We start from the raw sequence: 15704 nt of genomic DNA, 5'->3' as shown, positions 1-15704 counted from the left end.
GGCCGGCACGCCCCGGCGGGGTGCTGCCGAAGGGGAGGGGCCGGCTCAGACCCGGCCGGTGAACTCGTAGCCCGCCTCGTCCACGGCGGCGCGTACGTCCTCGTCGGCCAGCGGGGCGGCGGAGGTCACGGTGACCTCGCCGGTCGCGGCGACGGCCTTGACCGAGCTGACGCCCGGCAGCGCGGAGAGCTCGGTGGTCACCGCGCCCTCGCAGTGCCCACAGGTCATGCCGGTCACCCGGTAGACGGTGGTGGTCTGGGTGTCCGTCTCGGCGGTCATGTCGTTCTCCTCTTCGAGGGCGTGTGCGGTCGCCGGGGGCGGCGAGTCGCTCCACCGTCCTCCCGACACTTCGAGACTATACCCCTAGGGGGTATGGATGCGAGCATCCGCGCCCGTTCATTTGGGGTGGCCGGACAGGGCGAATCATACGTAAATGACCTATATGGATCATCCGGGAACCTTCGTTCTGATCACGGCCATGGCCGTCCTGGCGCCCCTGCTCGCCTACGGGATCTCGCGCTGGCTGCCCGTACCGCTGGTGATCTTCGAGATCCTGCTCGGCATCCTGATCGGGCCGGACGTGCTCGGGTGGGCCCACACCGGGCAGGTCATCGACGTGCTGAGCCAGCTCGGGCTCGCGATGCTGATCTTCCTGGCCGGTTACGAGATCGAGTTCGACCAGGTCAGGGGGAACACCCTCAAGCGGTCGGTGTGGGCGTGGCTGATCGCCCTCGCGCTGGGGCTGGGCATCGGCACCCTGCTCGCCCACGGCGGCGGCTTCGACAAGGGGGTCTACGTCGGCACCGCGCTCACCAGCACCGCGCTCGGCGCGATCCTGCCGGTGCTGCGCGACGCCGGGGACCTGCGGAACCGGTTCGGCTCCGTGATGATGGCGATGGGGGCGATCGGCGAGTTCGGGCCGATCATCGCCATGGCGCTGCTGCTGAGCGGCCGCGCCCCGGGGCGCTCGGCGGCGCTGCTGGCGGCCTTCGCGGTGCTGACGGCGGCGGCCGTGTTCTGGGCGCTGCGGCCCAAGCCGCCCTGGTTCTCGAACGTCATCGCCAAGACCCTGCACAGCAGTGCCCAGTTCGCGGTGCGGCTGGTGGTGCTGCTGCTGGTGGGGATGCTGGGGCTGGCCCAGGTGCTGGGGCTCGACATCCTGCTCGGGGCCTTCGCGGCCGGCCTGGTGACCCGGCTGGTGCTGCAGGGGGCCGCGCCGGAGAGCAGCGGGACCGTGCTGTCGAAGGTCGAGGCCATGGGCTTCGGCTTCCTGGTGCCGCTGTTCTTCGTGGTCACCGGGATCGAGTTCGACCTGGAGGCGCTGCTCGGGGGTGGCCGGGAGCTCCTGCTGCTGCCGGTGTTCCTGCTGCTCTTCCTGCTGGTGCGGGGTCTGCCGATGTGGCTGCTGGCCCCGCGGGACCTGGGGCGGCGGGACAGGTCGGCGCTGGTGCTGTTCGGGTCCACCGCGCTGCCGCTGGTGGTCGCGATCACCACGCTGGGGGTGGAGGCCGGGCAGGTGGAGCCGGGCGAGGCGGCGGCGCTGGTGGGCGCCGGGATGCTGTCCGTGCTGGTGTTCCCGCTGGCGGGGCTGCGGCTGCGGGCCGGGAACCGGATCCGGGAGCGGGTCAGGGCGAGCGAGTCGTGGTGACCATCGGCTCCAGGTAGCGCAGCAGTACGGTCTTCAGCTCGGCGGTGTACGCGGCGCGTTCGGCGCCCTCGTGGGCCAGGATCAGGTCCAGCGAGGACTTGAAGATGCCCAGGACCATGTTCGAGGTGTGGGTGAGCTCGGCGGGCGTGGCCCGCGGGCAGAAGGAGTGCAGTACGCCCTCGACCCGGACGAGCAGGCCGGAGTGCAGCTCCTCGTGCTCCTGGTTCACGGCGCCCGGGATGCCGGAGCCGTGCATGAGCGCCCAGAAGGCCGGGTTCTCGCAGTTGAAGGCGATGACCGGGTCCAGTACGGCGTCCAGCAGCTCGGGCAGCGGCCGCTGGAGGTTCTCGGGCAGGAAGGCCTGGCCGTGCGTCTCGTGGGCGCGCTGGAGCAGCTGGCCGCCGAGCTCGACCGCGATGGCCTCTTTGTTCGGGAAGAACTGGTAGAGCGTGCCCGGCGAGACGCCCGCCTCGCGGGCGATGGCATTGGTGCTGGCCGCGGCGTAGCCGGTACGGCAGAACACCCCGGCGGCGGCGGCGAGGAGCTGGGAAACCCGGCGCTCGCCCCGTGCCTGGCGGCGGCGCGGTGCGGCGGTTTCTCCCTTTTCCGTACTTTCATCTGATGTGCCCCTGGGAGTTCCCGGCATGTCCAATCCCTTGCTTCCCGTGGGTGATTGACAAACGCGAGTGATCGCTCGCATTCTGAGAGAACGCGAGCGATTGCTCGTGTTTGCCAGTCTATTCGGCCTGGCAATCACGGTGAAGGGGACACCGAGTCATGTCCGAAGTCAAGAATCCGCCGTCGTCCGGGGAGGGCGGCAGGTGGACCCGGTTCGTCACGGCCCGGCCGCGGCTCTCGCTGCTGCTCGCCCTGCTGGTCACGGCACTGGCCGTGTTCGCGGGCGGCGGCGCCGCCGAACGGATGGGAAGCGGCGGCTGGGAGGACCCGGGCGCCCGGTCCACCTACGCCGCCAGGGCGCTGGAGCGCGAGTTCCCGGCCTCCCAGCCCAATCTGCTCCTGCTCGTCGACGCCGGCCCCGGGACCACCGGGGTGGACGATCCCGCCGTCGTGGCCGAGGCCGAGCGGCTCACGGCGCGGCTCGCCGCCGAACGGGGGGTCGTCGGCGTCGGCTCGTACTGGCGCACGCAGCTGCCCGCCCTGCGCTCCGAGGACGGCCGGCAGGCCCTCGTCTCCGCCCGGGTCCAGGGAGACGAGAAGGCCGCCACCCGGGTGCTGGACCGGATCGCTCCGCGCTTCCGGGGCGAGCACGGGCCCGTGCGCGTCTCCCTCGGCGGCCCGGCCGCGGTCCAGCGCGAGGTGACCGCCACCATCCAGGAGGACCTGCTGCGCGCCGAGATGATCGCCCTGCCGGTCACCCTCGTCCTGCTCATCCTCGTCTTCGGCAGCGCCGTCGCCGCCCTGCTCCCCCTCGGCGTGGGCATCGTGGCCATCCTCGGCACCAACGCGGTGCTGCGCGGCCTCACCGAGTTCACCGAGGTCTCCGTATTCGCCCAGAACCTGACCACCGCGCTCGGACTCGGGCTCGCCATCGACTACGCCCTGTTCATCGTCCGCAGGTTCCGCGAGGAACTCGCCGCAGGGCGGGACCCGGTGGCCGCCGTCGGGGCCACGCTGCGCACCGCCGGGCGCACCGTGCTCTTCTCGGCGCTGACCGTCGCCGTCTCGCTCTCGGCCATGCTGTTCTTCCCGATGTACTTCCTGCGCTCCTTCGCCTACGCCGGGGTGGCGGTGGTCCTGCTCGCCGCGGCGGCCGCGCTGATCCTGCTGCCGGCGGCCCTCGTGCTGCTCGGCGAGCGGGTCAACTCCCTGGACCTGCGGCGGCTGTGGCGGCGCGGGCGCCCTGCCGCGGCCCCGGCGGAACCGGGGCGGGGCTGGGCGCGGACGGCCGGGCTGGTGATGCGCCGGGCCCCGGTGTTCGCGGTGGCCACCACGGCAGGGCTGCTGCTCCTCGGACTGCCCTTCCTCGGCGTGAAGTTCGGCACCGTGGATGACCGGCAGCTGCCGAAGTCCGCGCAGTCGCATGTGGTCCAGCAGCAGATCCGCGACTCCTTCCCCGGCAGCCCCGGCGGATCGATCACCGTCCTCACCGAGGACGCGGCCGGGGACGCCGAGCTCGCCGCCTACCGGGACCGGCTGGCCGCCCTGCCCGGGGTGGTCCGGGTCGACGGGCCGGTGAGCTCCGCGGAGCCCTCGCGGTACGCCTACTTCTCGGTCACCGCCGAGGGAGAGGCAGTGGGGCAGCAGGCCCAGGACCTGGTCGGCGAGGTACGGAAGGCGGAAGCGGACTTCCCGACCTCCGTGACCGGACAGGCCGCGGTGCTCGTCGACGCCCAGCAGGCGATAGCCGGGAAACTGCCCGCGGCGCTGGCCCTGGTGGTGCTCGCCACGCTGCTCCTGGTGTTCCTGCTCACCGGCAGCCTGCTCATACCGGTCCAGGCGGTCCTGCTCAACGCCCTGAGCCTGACCGCGATGTTCGGGGCGGTGGTGTGGGTCTTCCAGGAGGGCAACCTCTCCGGACTGCTCGCCTTCACCTCCACCGGCGACATCGAGACCACCCTGCCGGTGCTGATGTTCTGCATCGCCTTCGGACTGTCCATGGACTACGGGGTGTTCCTCATATCCCGGATCAAGGAGGAGTACGACCGGACCGGGGACCACGAGGGGGCCGTGCGCAGCGGACTGGCCCGCACCGGCGGGCTGATCACCGCGGCCGCCGTGATCCTGGCGGTGGTGATGGTGGCCATCGGCACCTCGCGGGTCACCAACACCAAGATGCTGGGGCTCGGGATCGCGCTGGCGGTGCTGATGGACGCGATGGTCGTGCGCAGCCTCCTGGTCCCGGCGGTCATGAAGCTGACCGGGAAGGCCACCTGGTGGGCGCCGGGCCCGCTGCGCAGGCTGCACGGGAGGATCGGACTGAGCGAAGGGGAGTCCCTGCCGCCGGCGGTCGAGCCGGAGCCGGATCCGGAGCCGGAGAAGGTGCCTGCTGGGAAGGCCTAGACGGGGGCGGGGGCCGACGCCGCAGGTCCCGTAAAGGCAGGCCCCGTAAACGAATGGCGTTCGGGTGCCGCACTGACGATCATGGGCCGCATGAGTGACGAAACCACGCGGTGGAGCCGGGCGACCGTCTATCCGGACATGTGGGCAGACCCGGCCGACGACCCCCGCAACCGGGAAGGAGCCGGGCCGGACGGGGAGCGCGCGACGCTGACGGAGTTCCTGGCGGACTACCGGCTGACCCTGCGGATGAAGTGCGAGGGTCTGGACCCGGAGCAGTTGGCCCGGCGGTCGGTCCCGCCGTCGACGATGTCGCTGCTGGGCCTCCTGCGGCACCTCGCCGAGGTGGAGCGGGACTGGCACAACTGGATCTCCGGGGCCGAGCCGCTGCCGAAGCTGTACGGGGAAGGCGGCGACTTCGACGGGGCCGTGGCCGACCAGGCGGCGGTCGACGCCGCGTACGCCGACCTGGCGCGCGAACAGGCCGCGACGGACGCGACGCTGGCCGGTTACCAGGACCTCGGCGAGCGCCTGGACCGGGACAACCTCTCCCTGCGCGAGCTGATGGTGCACCGGGTCGAGGAGTACGCCCGCCACTGCGGCCACGCGGACCTGCTGCGCGAGTGCGTCGACGGCCGGATCGGGCAGTAGCGCCGGAAGCAGCGCCGGCAGCGGTGGCCCTGGCGGTGGCCGTCGCGGGGGCGGGGGGACGGCGGGACGGGGCCGGCGTCGGCGGCCCCGTCCGGCAGCCGCTGCCGGTCAGTCCTCGCGGCGCCCCCGGTTGCCGGGGCGTCGGGCCACCCAGGTGCGGATCGTATCGGCGTACCAGTAGGGCTTGCCGCCCTCCACGTGGTCGGGCGCGGGAAGCAGGCCGTGCTTCCGGTAGGAGCGCACCGTGTCGGGCTGGACCCGGATGTGGGCGGCGATCTCCTTATAAGACCACAGCTGTCGGTCGCTCATGACGCACCTCCTTGTCCACGCCGCGGGGCCGGCCGGGAGGCCGTCGGGGGAGCCGGCGCGTGGACACTGACGATCACTCGGCTTGTGCCCGGGGAACGACGCGAGGTGAGGCCGGGGGAGGGGCTGTCGACCGCCTGTGACGGAAAACCCGCGTAATGCGGATATGCGTGACACAAGGGCGACCCCTGTGACAGATGCGGCACAGGGGTGCACAAGTGGCCCGGCGAGGGCGGGGGTCGGCCTGAGCGGCGCGGAAGCCGGCGCTCAGCGGTAGAGCGCGGGGCGGTCCACCAGGGCCACCGGGGTCCGTACGCCGCTGCGCGCGGCCGTGATGCCCGCCTCCGAGACGGCGGCGGCCGCGTAGCCGTCCCACGCGTCCGGCCCGGCCACCCCGCCCCGCGCGGCCGCGGCCACCCAGCGCCGCAGCTGCCGGTCGTAGGCGTCGGCGAAGCGCACCGTGAAGTCCTGGTCGATCTCGCCGCCCCAGCGGCCGGCCGACTGCACCACCATCGCGTGCCCGTCACCGATCCGGGCACTGCCGGACTCCCCGACCGCCTCGCACTGCACCTGGTAGCCGAAGCCGCAGTTGACGAAGATCTCCACGTCCACCACCACCCCGCCCGAGGTCTCCAACAGCACCAGCCGGGGATCGCGCAGCCCTTCGGGGGCCGCCGAGGAAGGGGCGGGGGAGAGCACGGAGACCGCCGTGATCTCCTGCCCCAGCAGCCAGCGGGCCGCGTCCACCTCGTGCACCACGGAATCGCTGATCAGCATGTCGCTGGTGAAGAACGACGGGGAGGAGGCGTTGCGGTGCCGGCAGTGCAGGAAGAGCGGGCGTCCGATCCCGCCCGCGTCCAGCAGCTCCTTCAGGCGTTCGTACTCGGCGTCGTACCGCCGCATGAAACCCACCTGGACCAGGCGCCGGCCCAGCCGCTGCTCGGCCTCCATGATGCGCAGCGCACCCGCCGGATCGGGGGTCAGCGGCTTCTCGCACAGCACGGGCAGCCCCCGCTCCAGGGCCAGCCCGATCGCCTCCTCGTGCGCGGGCCCGGGGGAGGCGATCAGTACGGCGTCCACCCCGGGCGCGGCTATCGCCGCCGCCGGGTCGGTGTGCGCGCCGGCGCCCTCCAGGGCGCCCGCGACCTCCTTGACCCGGTCCCCGTCCGGGTCGGCCACCGCCACCACCCGGGCCCCGCCGACGGTCCGCCCGATCCGGCGGACGTGGTCGCTGCCCATCTTCCCCGTGCCGATGACGGCGATGCCGAGGGTGCTGCTCATGTCGTGTTCCTCCCGGGAGTTCAGCGGGCGCCGCAGGAGCGCAGGTAGGAGCGGGTGCGCCGGGCGATCGGCAGCGGACGGTCGGGCTCGCACGGGTACATGTCCTGCTCCACGATGGCGAACAGGTCCACACCGAGCCGCTGGGCGGCCGCCAGCACCGGCTCCAGCGCCGGCACCCCCGCCGGCGGTTCGCACATCACCCCGCGCCCCACGGCCGGACCGAACGGCAGCTGCTCCGCGACCACTTCGGCCAGGATCCGCGGATCCACCTGCTTCAGGTGCAGGTAGCCGATCCGCTCGGAGAAGGTCTCGATGGCCTGGACGCTGTCGCCGCCGCAGTACGCGTAATGACCCGTGTCCAGGCAGAGCGAGACGAGGCCGGGGTCGGTGGCGTCCAGGAACCGGGCCACGTTCCCGGGGGTGTCGATGTGCGTGTCGGCATGGGGATGGACCACGATCCGCAGCCCGTACCGGTCGCGCACCTCCCGGCCCAGCCGCTCGGTCTGCGAGGCCAGTTCGCGCCACTGCGCGGCGGTCAGGACCCGGTCCTCCAGCACCTCGCCGGTCTTGTCGTCGCGCCAGAAGGAGGGGATGACCACGAGATGCGCGGCCCCCATGGCCTGGGTGAGCGCCGCGATCCGCGACACGTGCTCCCAGGTGTCCTCCCACACGGCGGGCCCGTGATGGAGTCCGGTGAAGACGGTGCCGGCCGAGACCCGCAGACCGCGCTTGGCCGTTTCCTCGGCGAGTCGCGCGGGATCGGTGGGCAGGTAGCCGTAGGGGCCGAGCTCGATCCATGCGTACCCGGCGTCGGCGACCTCGTCGAGGAAACGCTCCCAGGGGGTCTGCGCGGGGTCGTCGGGAAACCAGACACCCCAGGAGTCCGGAGCCGAACCGACGCGGATACGGGTCAACGCGGGCGGGGAGGACGTCATAGCGGCCACCTTAGGGTGCGAGGCTCGAAGGGACGGGGAAGACGGTGGGACCAGCGGGAGGACTGACTGTGAGCGGCGAAGGGTTCGTGTTCGACCTGATCACGATGGGGCGCATCGGGGTGGATCTCTACCCGTTGACGACGGGCGTACCACTGGCGGAGGCGGACACCTTCGGCAAGTTCCTGGGCGGCTCCCCCGCGAACGTGGCGGTCGCGGCCGCCCGGCTGGGCCGGCGCACGGCCCTCATCAGCCGTACCGGTGCGGATCCGTTCGGCACGTACCTGCGGTCCGAACTGCGGGGGTTCGGGGTGGACGGACGGTGGGTGACCGAGGTCGCCGGCCGCCCCACCCCGGTCACCTTCTGCGAGATCTTCCCTCCCGACCACTTCCCGCTGTACTTCTACCGGCTGCCCAAGGCCCCCGATCTGGAGATCGCGGCGGAAGAACTGGACCTGGAGGCCGTCCGCGAGGCCCGGGTGTTCTGGATGACGGGCACCGGCCTGAGCGAGGAGCCGAGCCGTACGGCCACGCTGGCCGCGCTGGAGGCCCGCGCGAAGTCCGGGACCACCGTCTTCGACCTGGACTGGCGGCCGACGCTGTGGCGCGAGAAGCCCGGCACGCACTACGAGCGGGCGCTGGCCCTGGCGACGGTGGCCGTCGGCAACGCCGAGGAGTGCGAGATCGCCACCGGCGAGTCGGAGCCGTACGCGGCGGCGCGGGCGCTGCTCGCCGCCGGAGTGGAACTGGCGGTGGTCAAACGGGGCCCGGAGGGTGTGCTGGCCGTCCACCGCGACGGGACGGTGGCGGAGGTTCCGCCGGTTCCCGTCCGGGTGGTGAACGGCCTGGGGGCCGGGGACGCGTTCGGGGGCGCTCTCTGCCACGGGCTGCTCGCCGGGTGGGACCTGGCGGCGGTCATGCGGTACGCGAACGCGGCCGGGGCGATCGTGGCTTCGCGGCTGGCGTGCGCCGCCGCGATGCCGGTCTCCGACGAGGTCGAGGAGGTGCTGGGCCGTGCCGGTGGTCGCTGAGTGGGGGATGGAATGGACGAGGCTGGTCGTCCTCGAGCTGGAACCGGGCGAGGCGTACGCGCACGCGTGCGGTGAGGCGGAGTGGATCGTCCTGCCCCTCGCGGGCGCGGCCACGGTGACCTGCCGGGGCTCCGGCGGCGGAGCCCCCGACCCCGCGGCGCAGGTGTTCGAACTGCACGGGCGGGCCGGGGTGTTCCAGGGGACCACCGACTTCGCGTACGTGCCGCGCGACAGCCACGTCGAGGTCACCTCGACGGCCGGCGGGCGCTTCGCCCTCGCAGGGGCACGGTGCGGGCAACGGCTGCCGGCCCGCTACGGCCCCGCCGCCGCGGTGCCCGTCGAGCTCCGCGGCGCGGGCCGGTGCTCCCGCCAGGTCAACAACTTCGCCGCCGCCGGCCCGGCAGGGTTCCCGTGCGACCGGCTCATCGCGGTCGAGGTGCTCACCCCCGGCGGCAACTGGTCCTCGTACCCGCCGCACAAGCACGACGAGCACCACCCCGGCGAGGAGTCCCGGCTCGAGGAGATCTACTACTTCGAGATCGCCCCGCACGGGGACACCCCCGGCTTCGGCTACCAGCGCGTCTCGCCCTCCCCGGCCGGGAAGACCGACGTCCTCGCCGAGGTGCGGACCGGGGACGCCGTGCTGATCCCGGACGGCTGGCACGGGCCCTCGATCGCCGCCCCGGGGCACGACATGTACTACCTCAACGTGATGGCCGGTCCGGGCGCGACCCGTGAGTGGCTGATCCGCGACCACCCCGACCACGGCTGGATCCGCGCCACCTGGCCGGGTCAGGGCATCGACCCCCGGCTGCCCTACCCCCAGGCCCCGCAGACGGTCCCGCAGACGGCCCCGCAGACGGAGGCACCCCGATGAGACTCACCGTCGCCCAGGCGCTCGTCGCCTTCCTCGCCCGCCAGTACACCGAACGCGACGGCCGCCGCCACCGGCTCATCGCGGCCACCTGGGGGATCTTCGGGCACGGGAACGTGGCGGGCATCGGCCAGGCCCTCCTGGAGACCGGCCCCCGCTCCATGCCCTTCCTCCAGGGCCGCAACGAGCAGGCCATGGTGCACGCCGCCGTCGGCTACGCCCGGCAGAGCGGGCGGCTCTCCGCACACGCCGTGACCACCTCCATCGGGCCCGGCGCCACCAACCTCGTCACCGGCGCCGCCCTCGCCACGATCAACCGGATCCCGGTGCTCCTGCTGCCCGGCGACACCTTCGCCACCCGGCCCGCCGACCCCGTGCTCCAGCAGCTGGAGGTCCCGTACGCGGGGGACCTCTCCGTCAACGACGCCCTGCGGCCCGTCTCCCGCTTCTTCGACCGGATCACCCGCCCCGAGGCCCTGATCCCGGCCGCCCTCCAGGCGATGCGCGTGCTCACCGACCCCGTACAGACCGGGGCCGTCACCCTCGCGCTGCCGCAGGACGTGCAGGCGGAGGCGTACGAGTGGCCCGAGGAGTTCTTTGCGGAGCGGGTGTGGGGCGTGCGCCGGCCCCGGCCCGACCGCGCCGAGCTGGCCGCGGCGGCCCTGGCCGTGCGCCGGGCCGAACGCCCCCTGATCGTCGCCGGGGGCGGGATCCGGCACAGCGAGGCCCAGGCGGCCCTGGCGGAGTTCGCGGCGGCCACCGGTATTCCGGTGGCCACCACCCAGGCGGGCAAGGGCGTGCTCCCGTACGACCACCCGGCCGAGGTCGGCGGGATCGGGCACACCGGGACGGCGACCGCCGACGGACTGGCCCGGGAGGCCGACCTCGTCATCGCCGCCGGGACCCGGCTGACCGACTTCACCACCGCCTCCGCGACCCTCTTCCGGAACCCAACCATCCGGTTTATTGGCCTGAACCTCGACCCGTACGACGCTCACAAACTGGCCGCCCTGCCCCTGGTCGCCGACGCCCGCGAGGGGCTCGACGAGCTCCGGGCAGCGCTCGACGGCCACCGGGTGGACCCCGCCTACGAGACGGCGTACGGACGGCGCAAGGCCGGCTGGGAGGCCCGCGTCGACCTGGCCTTCGCCACCCCCGACGAGGACCTCCCGCCCACCCAGGCCCAGGTCCTCGGGCTGCTCGACGCCCTCGTCGACGACACCGACATCCTGATCAACGCCGCCGGCTCGCTCCCCGGCGACCTGCACAAGCTGTGGCGGGCCCGCTCGGCCGACCAGTACCACGTGGAGTACGGCTACTCCTGCATGGGCTACGAGATCCCGGCCGCGATCGGCGTCGCGCTCGCCGCGCCCGGCCGTCCGGTCTGGGCGCTGGTCGGCGACGGCACGTACCTGATGAACCCGACCGAGATCGTCACGGCGGTGCAGGAGGGCGTCCCGGTCAGGATGGTCGTCCTCGACAACCACGGCTACGCCTCCATCGGCGGCCTGTCGGGGGCGGTGGGCGGCGAGGGCTTCGGCACGGCCTACCGCTTCCGGGGGCCCGACAGCACGTACACGGGCGAGCCCCTTCCGGTGGACCTCGCGGCCAACGCGGCCTCCCTAGGGATGGCCGTGATCCGCGCCCGGACCGTACGTGACCTGCGCGAAGCCCTCGCCGAGGCCCGCTCGGCGACCCGTCCCACATGTGTCTACACACAGACCCGAACGCCCGACACTGTGTCGGGCCCACCCCCCGCACAGGCGTGGTGGGATGTTCCTGTGGCCGAGACCGCGACCCGCAAGGCGGCGGCCGGAGCCCGTGAAGAGTACGACCGGCAAGCCGCGCAGCGACGTCGCCATCTGTGAAGGAGCAAGGCAAATGAAGACCGTCAACCACTGGATCGGTGGCAAGACCGTCGAGGGCGCGTCGGGCAACTACGGCCCGGTCACCGACCCGGCCACCGGCGAGGTCACCACGCAGGTCGCGCTCGCCTCGGCCGAGGAGGTCGACGCCGCGGTACGGGTCGCCAAGGAGGCCTTCCTGACCTGGGGCCAGTCCTCGCTGGCCGCCCGTACCAAGGTGCTGTTCGCCTACCGCGCCCTGCTGGACGCCAACCGCGACGCCATCGCCGAGCTGATCACCGCCGAGCACGGCAAGGTGCACTCGGACGCGCTGGGCGAGGTCGCCCGCGGCCTGGAGATCGTCGAGCTGGCCTGCGGGATCACCACGCAGCTCAAGGGCGAGCTGTCGACCTCGGTCTCCAACCGCGTCGACGTCTCCTCCATCCGCCAGCCGCTGGGCGTGGTCGCGGGCATCACCCCGTTCAACTTCCCGGCGATGGTCCCGATGTGGATGTTCCCGCTGGCCGTGGCCTGCGGAAACACCTTCATCCTCAAGCCCAGCGAGAAGGACCCCTCCGCGTCCGTCAAGCTCGCCGAGCTGATGACCGAGGCCGGTCTGCCCGCGGGCGTGCTCAACGTGGTCCACGGTGACAAGGCCGCGGTCGACGCCCTGCTGGCCCACCCCGACATCGCGGCCGTCTCCTTCGTGGGCTCGACCCCGATCGCCCGCCACATCCACACCACCGCCTCCGCCAACGGCAAGCGCGTCCAGGCGCTGGGCGGCGCCAAGAACCACATGCTGGTGCTCCCCGACGCCGACCTGGACGCGGCCGCCGACGCGGCGGTCTCCGCGGCCTACGGCTCGGCCGGCGAGCGCTGCATGGCGATCTCCGCCGTCGTGGCCGTCGGATCCATCGCCGACACCCTCGTCGACAAGATCCGCGAGCGCGCCGAGAAGATCAAGATCGGCCCCGGCAACGACCCGGCCTCCGAGATGGGCCCGCTGATCACGGCCGCCCACCGCGACAAGGTCGCCTCGTACGTCAAGGGCGCCGCCGCCCAGGGCGCCGACGTGGTCCTGGACGGCACCGGCTACACCGTCGAGGGCAACGAGAACGGCCACTGGATCGGCCTGTCCCTGCTCGACAACGTGAAGACCGACTCCGACGCCTACCGCGACGAGATCTTCGGCCCGGTGCTGTGCGTGCTGCGCGCGGAGACCTACGAGGAGGGCGTGGCCCTCATCAACGCCTCGCCGTTCGGCAACGGCACCGCGATCTTCACCCGCGACGGCGGCGCGGCCCGCCGCTTCCAGCTGGAGATCCAGGCGGGCATGGTCGGCGTCAACGTCCCGATCCCGGTGCCGGTCGGATACCACTCCTTCGGTGGCTGGAAGGACTCGCTCTTCGGCGACCACCACATCTACGGCAACGACGGCATCCACTTCTACACCCGGGGCAAGGTCGTCACGACCCGCTGGCCGGACCCCTCGGACGCCCCGGCAGGCGTGGACCTGGGCTTCCCCCGCAACCACTGACACCACGGAGCCACCGCCACCCGAAGACGCGAACCCCCGGCCCACCCTCACCGGCCGGGGGTTTCCGCCGTCCCGCGGCGGTCAGTGGGTGTGGGTCAGGTCCGGGGTGGGTTCCGGGTGGGGCTCGGGGGCGGTTCGGCGGCGGCGCAGGACCCAGAAGGCGATGGCCGTGCCCGTCAGGACCAGGGCCGCGCCCGCCGCGGGCCACGGGACGGCGATGAAGTCCGCCGTGGAGCGCGAGGTGAGGTCCGGGTGGGCCGTGGCGCCGGCCGTCACGGTGAGGGTCACCCAGTCCAGCTGGGGGGCGTCCGGCCACGGTTCGGTCAGTTCGACGCGCTGGCCGGGCAGCAGGGTCAGCTTCAGTTCGCGGGACGGGCGGTTGAACACCCCGCGCCCGAACAGGCCCTCCGCCGACAGTTCCACCTTCGGCTCGACGACCACGTTGCCCCGGTTCACCAGGGCGTACGAGACCGTGGCGCGGGCGTCCTTGACCCAGGGCAGCAGGGGAGCCGAGCGGCTGACCCGTACGTCCTCCACGCTCAGGCCGGGCGTCACCGGCCCCGGAACCCGGAAGTACAGCCGGGCGCCCACCGAGCGCTTCACCCCGACCTTCACCTTGCCCTCCTGCTGCACGCCCTCCACGGCCGTGTTCAGGGCCACGATGCCGCCCACGTGGTCGCCGGGCGTCGCGTCCGCCGGGACCTTCACCGTGAACGGGATGTCCTTGCGGCCCTTGGCCGGGACGGTCACCGTGCCCGCCGCCTCCGGCGCGAGCGCGATCCACGCGCCGACGTCCGCGGGCTTGGTCTCCACCGGCAGCAGGGCGAAGGCGCCGCCCACCGGAGTGTTCACGGCGTCGGTGGCGAACACCTGGAACGTCAGGTCCTTGTCCGAGGAGTTCAGGATCGTCGCGCTGTCCTGGACGGTGGTGCCGGCCGCGCCCTGGTGGAAGAAGTAGGCGCGGTCGGTCATCGCCGCACCGGCGGCGGGCGTCGGGAAGACCCCCCAGGTGCCGTTGTCCGCCGCCGTCGCGGTGGTGGCCGGGAGCAGGCCCGTGCCCAGCAGCAGCAGGCCGGCGAGCAGACCGTACAGAGAGGTGCGGGTGCGCATGGGCGGGGTCTCCAGTCGGCGCGGAAAGGGGGAAGGTGGTGCGGCGCCGGAGCGCCGCACCACCCTGGGACCGGTCGGACCGGGTCAGGCGATGGAGAAGGTGACCACCGACTGGTAGGTGTCGGCGAACATGAACGGCGGGAGCTGGATCATCCCCGCGCCGCCGACGGCGAACTCGCCACCCGTCAGCTCCTCCCCGCCGGCGGCCTGCGAGGCCACCTTCATCGGGGTCGCGGAGATCGCCCCGGGCGCACCGGCGGTGCAGGTGCTCGGGCTGTCCGCGTTGGTGACGGTGCAGGTGGGCTGGATGCCGATCTGCGCCTTCGCCATGGAGTGGCCGGTGGTCTCGTTCAGGAACGGCGTACGGGTGGCCGTGACGTCCCAGCCGAGGCTGCCGCCGCGGAAGTCCTGGACGGACATCGCGGTGAACTGGCCGACGACCGACTGGGGCTTGCCGTTGATGGTCACCTTGCCGAAGCTGACGGCCGGGTTGCCGCTCTGCGGGCCGATGGCCAGCGGACCGGGCAGCACCTCGACGTCGACCGGGTTCTTCACACCGGGCTGGTCCTCGAGGAAGACGAAGTCCTTGTACGGGGTGACCGAGCCGTCGATCCTGATCTGGTCGGCCTTCTTGGTGACCGTGACCTCACAGGTGGCGGCGCCGCCCGCGGCCGCCGTGCCCTGGCCGGTGTCACCGGTCGGGGCGCCCGCGAGGAGCGCGGAGCAGGTGACCGCACCGGGGGCGAAGTTGGCGCCGGTGACGGCGACCTTCTGGCCCGCCTTGCCGCTGTTGGGCGTCAGCTTGGTGGTGACCGGGTCCTTGGGCAGGGCCTCGACGGCGACCGATCCGACGGAGCCGCTGGGGCGCGGGTCCGGCGTACAGGTCGTGGTGTAGACGGTGCCGCCGATGTCGGCGTCCGTGATCACCTGGTCGATGGTGATCTGGATGGTGCGGCCCTCGGTGCCGTCGGGGATCTTGACGGTTCCGTCGAACTTCGGCGGGTCGGCCTTCTGGCCCGCCGTCTGCTGGCTCGGTGTGGGCGGGCTGGTGACGGTCTGGGGCACGCCGTCGACGAGCAGCTTGGCCTTGGTGGTGTTGACCGTCTCGATGGTGAACATCGGAATGACGGGCGTCAGACCGGGGTCGATCGAGATCGGTACGGTGTCGCCCGCCTTGGCGCCGTCGGGGAGCGTGATGGTGAAGTCCTGGAGGCCCTCGGCGTCCGGCTGCGGAGCCGGGGCGTCGCACTTCACGTAGACCGGAGTGGTCTTCGTCGCGGCCTGCGCGGAGCCGGCCAGGCCGACCACACCGCCCGTCAGGGCCAGGGACAGTGCCCCGGCCCCGGCCAGCACTCTTCGTCTGAGCGTATGCGTACTCACTGGGTCGCGACTCCTTCGTCATGACGAACCCCTCCCCCCACCCGCTGTGCGGGGAGGCCGAGCCGGTGCGGTGGCCGACATTGACGCGTCGC

Annotated in this window: 14 protein-coding genes; 7 read left to right on the top strand and 7 right to left on the bottom strand. The window is 72.6% G+C overall.

Annotated features, from left to right (window positions below; genetic code table 11):
• Positions 1 to 45 precede the first annotated feature (45 nt).
• Entirely contained in the window at positions 46 to 279 is a 234-nt protein-coding gene (locus ACTVZO_RS15710) for a heavy-metal-associated domain-containing protein (RefSeq protein ID WP_443303186.1), read from the bottom strand.
• Positions 280 to 442: 163 nt separating this feature from the next.
• Between ACTVZO_RS15710 and ACTVZO_RS15705 the strand changes: the two genes are divergently transcribed.
• Positions 443 to 1648, top strand: coding sequence for a cation:proton antiporter (locus ACTVZO_RS15705; RefSeq protein WP_443303185.1), 1206 nt, complete (start codon positions 443 to 445; stop codon positions 1646 to 1648).
• On the opposite strand, the gene ACTVZO_RS15700 is transcribed toward ACTVZO_RS15705, so the two are convergent.
• Complete coding sequence (locus tag ACTVZO_RS15700) at positions 1626 to 2294, bottom strand: TetR family transcriptional regulator (protein WP_443298977.1); 669 nt, start codon at positions 2292 to 2294, stop codon at positions 1626 to 1628. The genes ACTVZO_RS15705 and ACTVZO_RS15700 overlap by 23 nt on opposite strands.
• Before the next feature lie 131 nt (positions 2295 to 2425).
• Between ACTVZO_RS15700 and ACTVZO_RS15695 the strand changes: the two genes are divergently transcribed.
• Both ACTVZO_RS15695 and ACTVZO_RS15690 read left to right on the top strand, forming a co-directional pair.
• Complete coding sequence (locus ACTVZO_RS15695; protein WP_443298976.1) at positions 2426 to 4669, top strand: MMPL family transporter; 2244 nt, start codon at positions 2426 to 2428, stop codon at positions 4667 to 4669.
• A gap of 81 nt (positions 4670 to 4750) precedes the next feature.
• Entirely contained in the window at positions 4751 to 5317 is a 567-nt protein-coding gene (locus tag ACTVZO_RS15690) for a DinB family protein (protein WP_443298975.1), read from the top strand.
• Between the two features lie 108 nt (positions 5318 to 5425).
• Here the strand turns inward: ACTVZO_RS15690 and ACTVZO_RS15685 are convergent, their stop codons facing one another.
• The 3 genes from ACTVZO_RS15685 to ACTVZO_RS15675 form a co-directional block, all read right to left on the bottom strand.
• Positions 5426 to 5626: a helix-turn-helix transcriptional regulator gene (locus ACTVZO_RS15685; RefSeq protein WP_030297784.1), complete on the bottom strand. Its 201-nt coding sequence runs from the start codon at positions 5624 to 5626 to the stop codon at positions 5426 to 5428.
• A 264-nt stretch (positions 5627 to 5890) separates the two neighbouring features.
• Positions 5891 to 6904 carry a Gfo/Idh/MocA family protein gene (locus ACTVZO_RS15680; protein ID WP_443298974.1) on the bottom strand — a complete coding sequence of 338 codons (1014 nt, stop codon included), beginning with the start codon at positions 6902 to 6904 and terminating at the stop codon, positions 5891 to 5893.
• A 20-nt stretch (positions 6905 to 6924) separates the two neighbouring features.
• A complete protein-coding gene (locus ACTVZO_RS15675; RefSeq protein WP_443298973.1) occupies positions 6925 to 7839 on the bottom strand; it encodes a sugar phosphate isomerase/epimerase family protein in 915 nt (304 codons plus the stop codon).
• Between the two features lie 68 nt (positions 7840 to 7907).
• Here ACTVZO_RS15675 and iolC point away from each other — a divergent pair, with 68 nt between their 5' ends.
• From iolC to ACTVZO_RS15655, 4 genes are read left to right on the top strand one after another with little or no spacing between them, the layout of a single operon-like run.
• Positions 7908 to 8867, top strand: coding sequence for a 5-dehydro-2-deoxygluconokinase (gene iolC / locus ACTVZO_RS15670; RefSeq protein WP_443298972.1), 960 nt, complete (start codon positions 7908 to 7910; stop codon positions 8865 to 8867).
• 7 nt (positions 8868 to 8874) lie between these two features.
• Positions 8875 to 9744, top strand: a complete 870-nt coding sequence (iolB, locus tag ACTVZO_RS15665) for a 5-deoxy-glucuronate isomerase (RefSeq protein ID WP_443298971.1) — start codon at positions 8875 to 8877, stop codon at positions 9742 to 9744.
• Entirely contained in the window at positions 9741 to 11609 is a 1869-nt protein-coding gene (gene iolD / locus ACTVZO_RS15660) for a 3D-(3,5/4)-trihydroxycyclohexane-1,2-dione acylhydrolase (decyclizing) (protein ID WP_443298970.1), read from the top strand. Before iolB ends, iolD begins: the two co-directional genes overlap by 4 nt.
• A 13-nt stretch (positions 11610 to 11622) precedes the next feature.
• Complete coding sequence (locus ACTVZO_RS15655; RefSeq protein ID WP_443298969.1) at positions 11623 to 13122, top strand: CoA-acylating methylmalonate-semialdehyde dehydrogenase; 1500 nt, start codon at positions 11623 to 11625, stop codon at positions 13120 to 13122.
• A gap of 81 nt (positions 13123 to 13203) precedes the next feature.
• Here ACTVZO_RS15655 and ACTVZO_RS15650 read toward each other — a convergent pair whose 3' ends face one another.
• Together ACTVZO_RS15650 and ACTVZO_RS15645 are read right to left on the bottom strand one after the other, a co-directional pair.
• A complete protein-coding gene (locus ACTVZO_RS15650) occupies positions 13204 to 14232 on the bottom strand; it encodes a WxL protein peptidoglycan domain-containing protein (protein WP_443298968.1) in 1029 nt (342 codons plus the stop codon).
• A gap of 84 nt (positions 14233 to 14316) precedes the next feature.
• The gene (locus tag ACTVZO_RS15645; RefSeq protein ID WP_443298967.1) at positions 14317 to 15612 is read right to left on the bottom strand and encodes a hypothetical protein; all 1296 of its coding nucleotides are present in this window, start codon (positions 15610 to 15612) and stop codon (positions 14317 to 14319) included.
• Positions 15613 to 15704 lie beyond the last annotated feature (92 nt).

Source organism: Streptomyces sp. IBSNAI002 (assembly GCF_052244475.1).
Taxonomy (GTDB): Bacteria; Actinomycetota; Actinomycetes; order Streptomycetales; family Streptomycetaceae; genus Streptomyces.
Note: the sequence above shows the minus strand (reverse complement) of the source record. Positions and strands in the feature narration are given on the sequence as shown.

What these genes read in the sequence shown, in the direction of transcription:
- ACTVZO_RS15705 (WP_443303185.1), top strand. Translation starts at nt 443, where the DNA reads ATGGATCATCCGGGAACCTTCGTTCTGATCACGGCCATGGCCGTCCTG.
- ACTVZO_RS15680 (WP_443298974.1), bottom strand. Translation starts at nt 6,904, where the DNA reads ATGAGCAGCACCCTCGGCATCGCCGTCATCGGCACGGGGAAGATGGGC.
- ACTVZO_RS15675 (WP_443298973.1), bottom strand. Translation starts at nt 7,839, where the DNA reads ATGACGTCCTCCCCGCCCGCGTTGACCCGTATCCGCGTCGGTTCGGCT.
- ACTVZO_RS15650 (WP_443298968.1), bottom strand. Translation starts at nt 14,232, where the DNA reads ATGCGCACCCGCACCTCTCTGTACGGTCTGCTCGCCGGCCTGCTGCTG.
- ACTVZO_RS15655 (WP_443298969.1), top strand. Translation starts at nt 11,623, where the DNA reads ATGAAGACCGTCAACCACTGGATCGGTGGCAAGACCGTCGAGGGCGCG.
- iolB (WP_443298971.1), top strand. Translation starts at nt 8,875, where the DNA reads ATGGAATGGACGAGGCTGGTCGTCCTCGAGCTGGAACCGGGCGAGGCG.
- ACTVZO_RS15700 (WP_443298977.1), bottom strand. Translation starts at nt 2,294, where the DNA reads ATGCCGGGAACTCCCAGGGGCACATCAGATGAAAGTACGGAAAAGGGA.
- ACTVZO_RS15685 (WP_030297784.1), bottom strand. Translation starts at nt 5,626, where the DNA reads ATGAGCGACCGACAGCTGTGGTCTTATAAGGAGATCGCCGCCCACATC.
- ACTVZO_RS15695 (WP_443298976.1), top strand. Translation starts at nt 2,426, where the DNA reads ATGTCCGAAGTCAAGAATCCGCCGTCGTCCGGGGAGGGCGGCAGGTGG.
- ACTVZO_RS15710 (WP_443303186.1), bottom strand. Translation starts at nt 279, where the DNA reads ATGACCGCCGAGACGGACACCCAGACCACCACCGTCTACCGGGTGACC.
- ACTVZO_RS15690 (WP_443298975.1), top strand. Translation starts at nt 4,751, where the DNA reads ATGGGCCGCATGAGTGACGAAACCACGCGGTGGAGCCGGGCGACCGTC.
- iolD (WP_443298970.1), top strand. Translation starts at nt 9,741, where the DNA reads ATGAGACTCACCGTCGCCCAGGCGCTCGTCGCCTTCCTCGCCCGCCAG.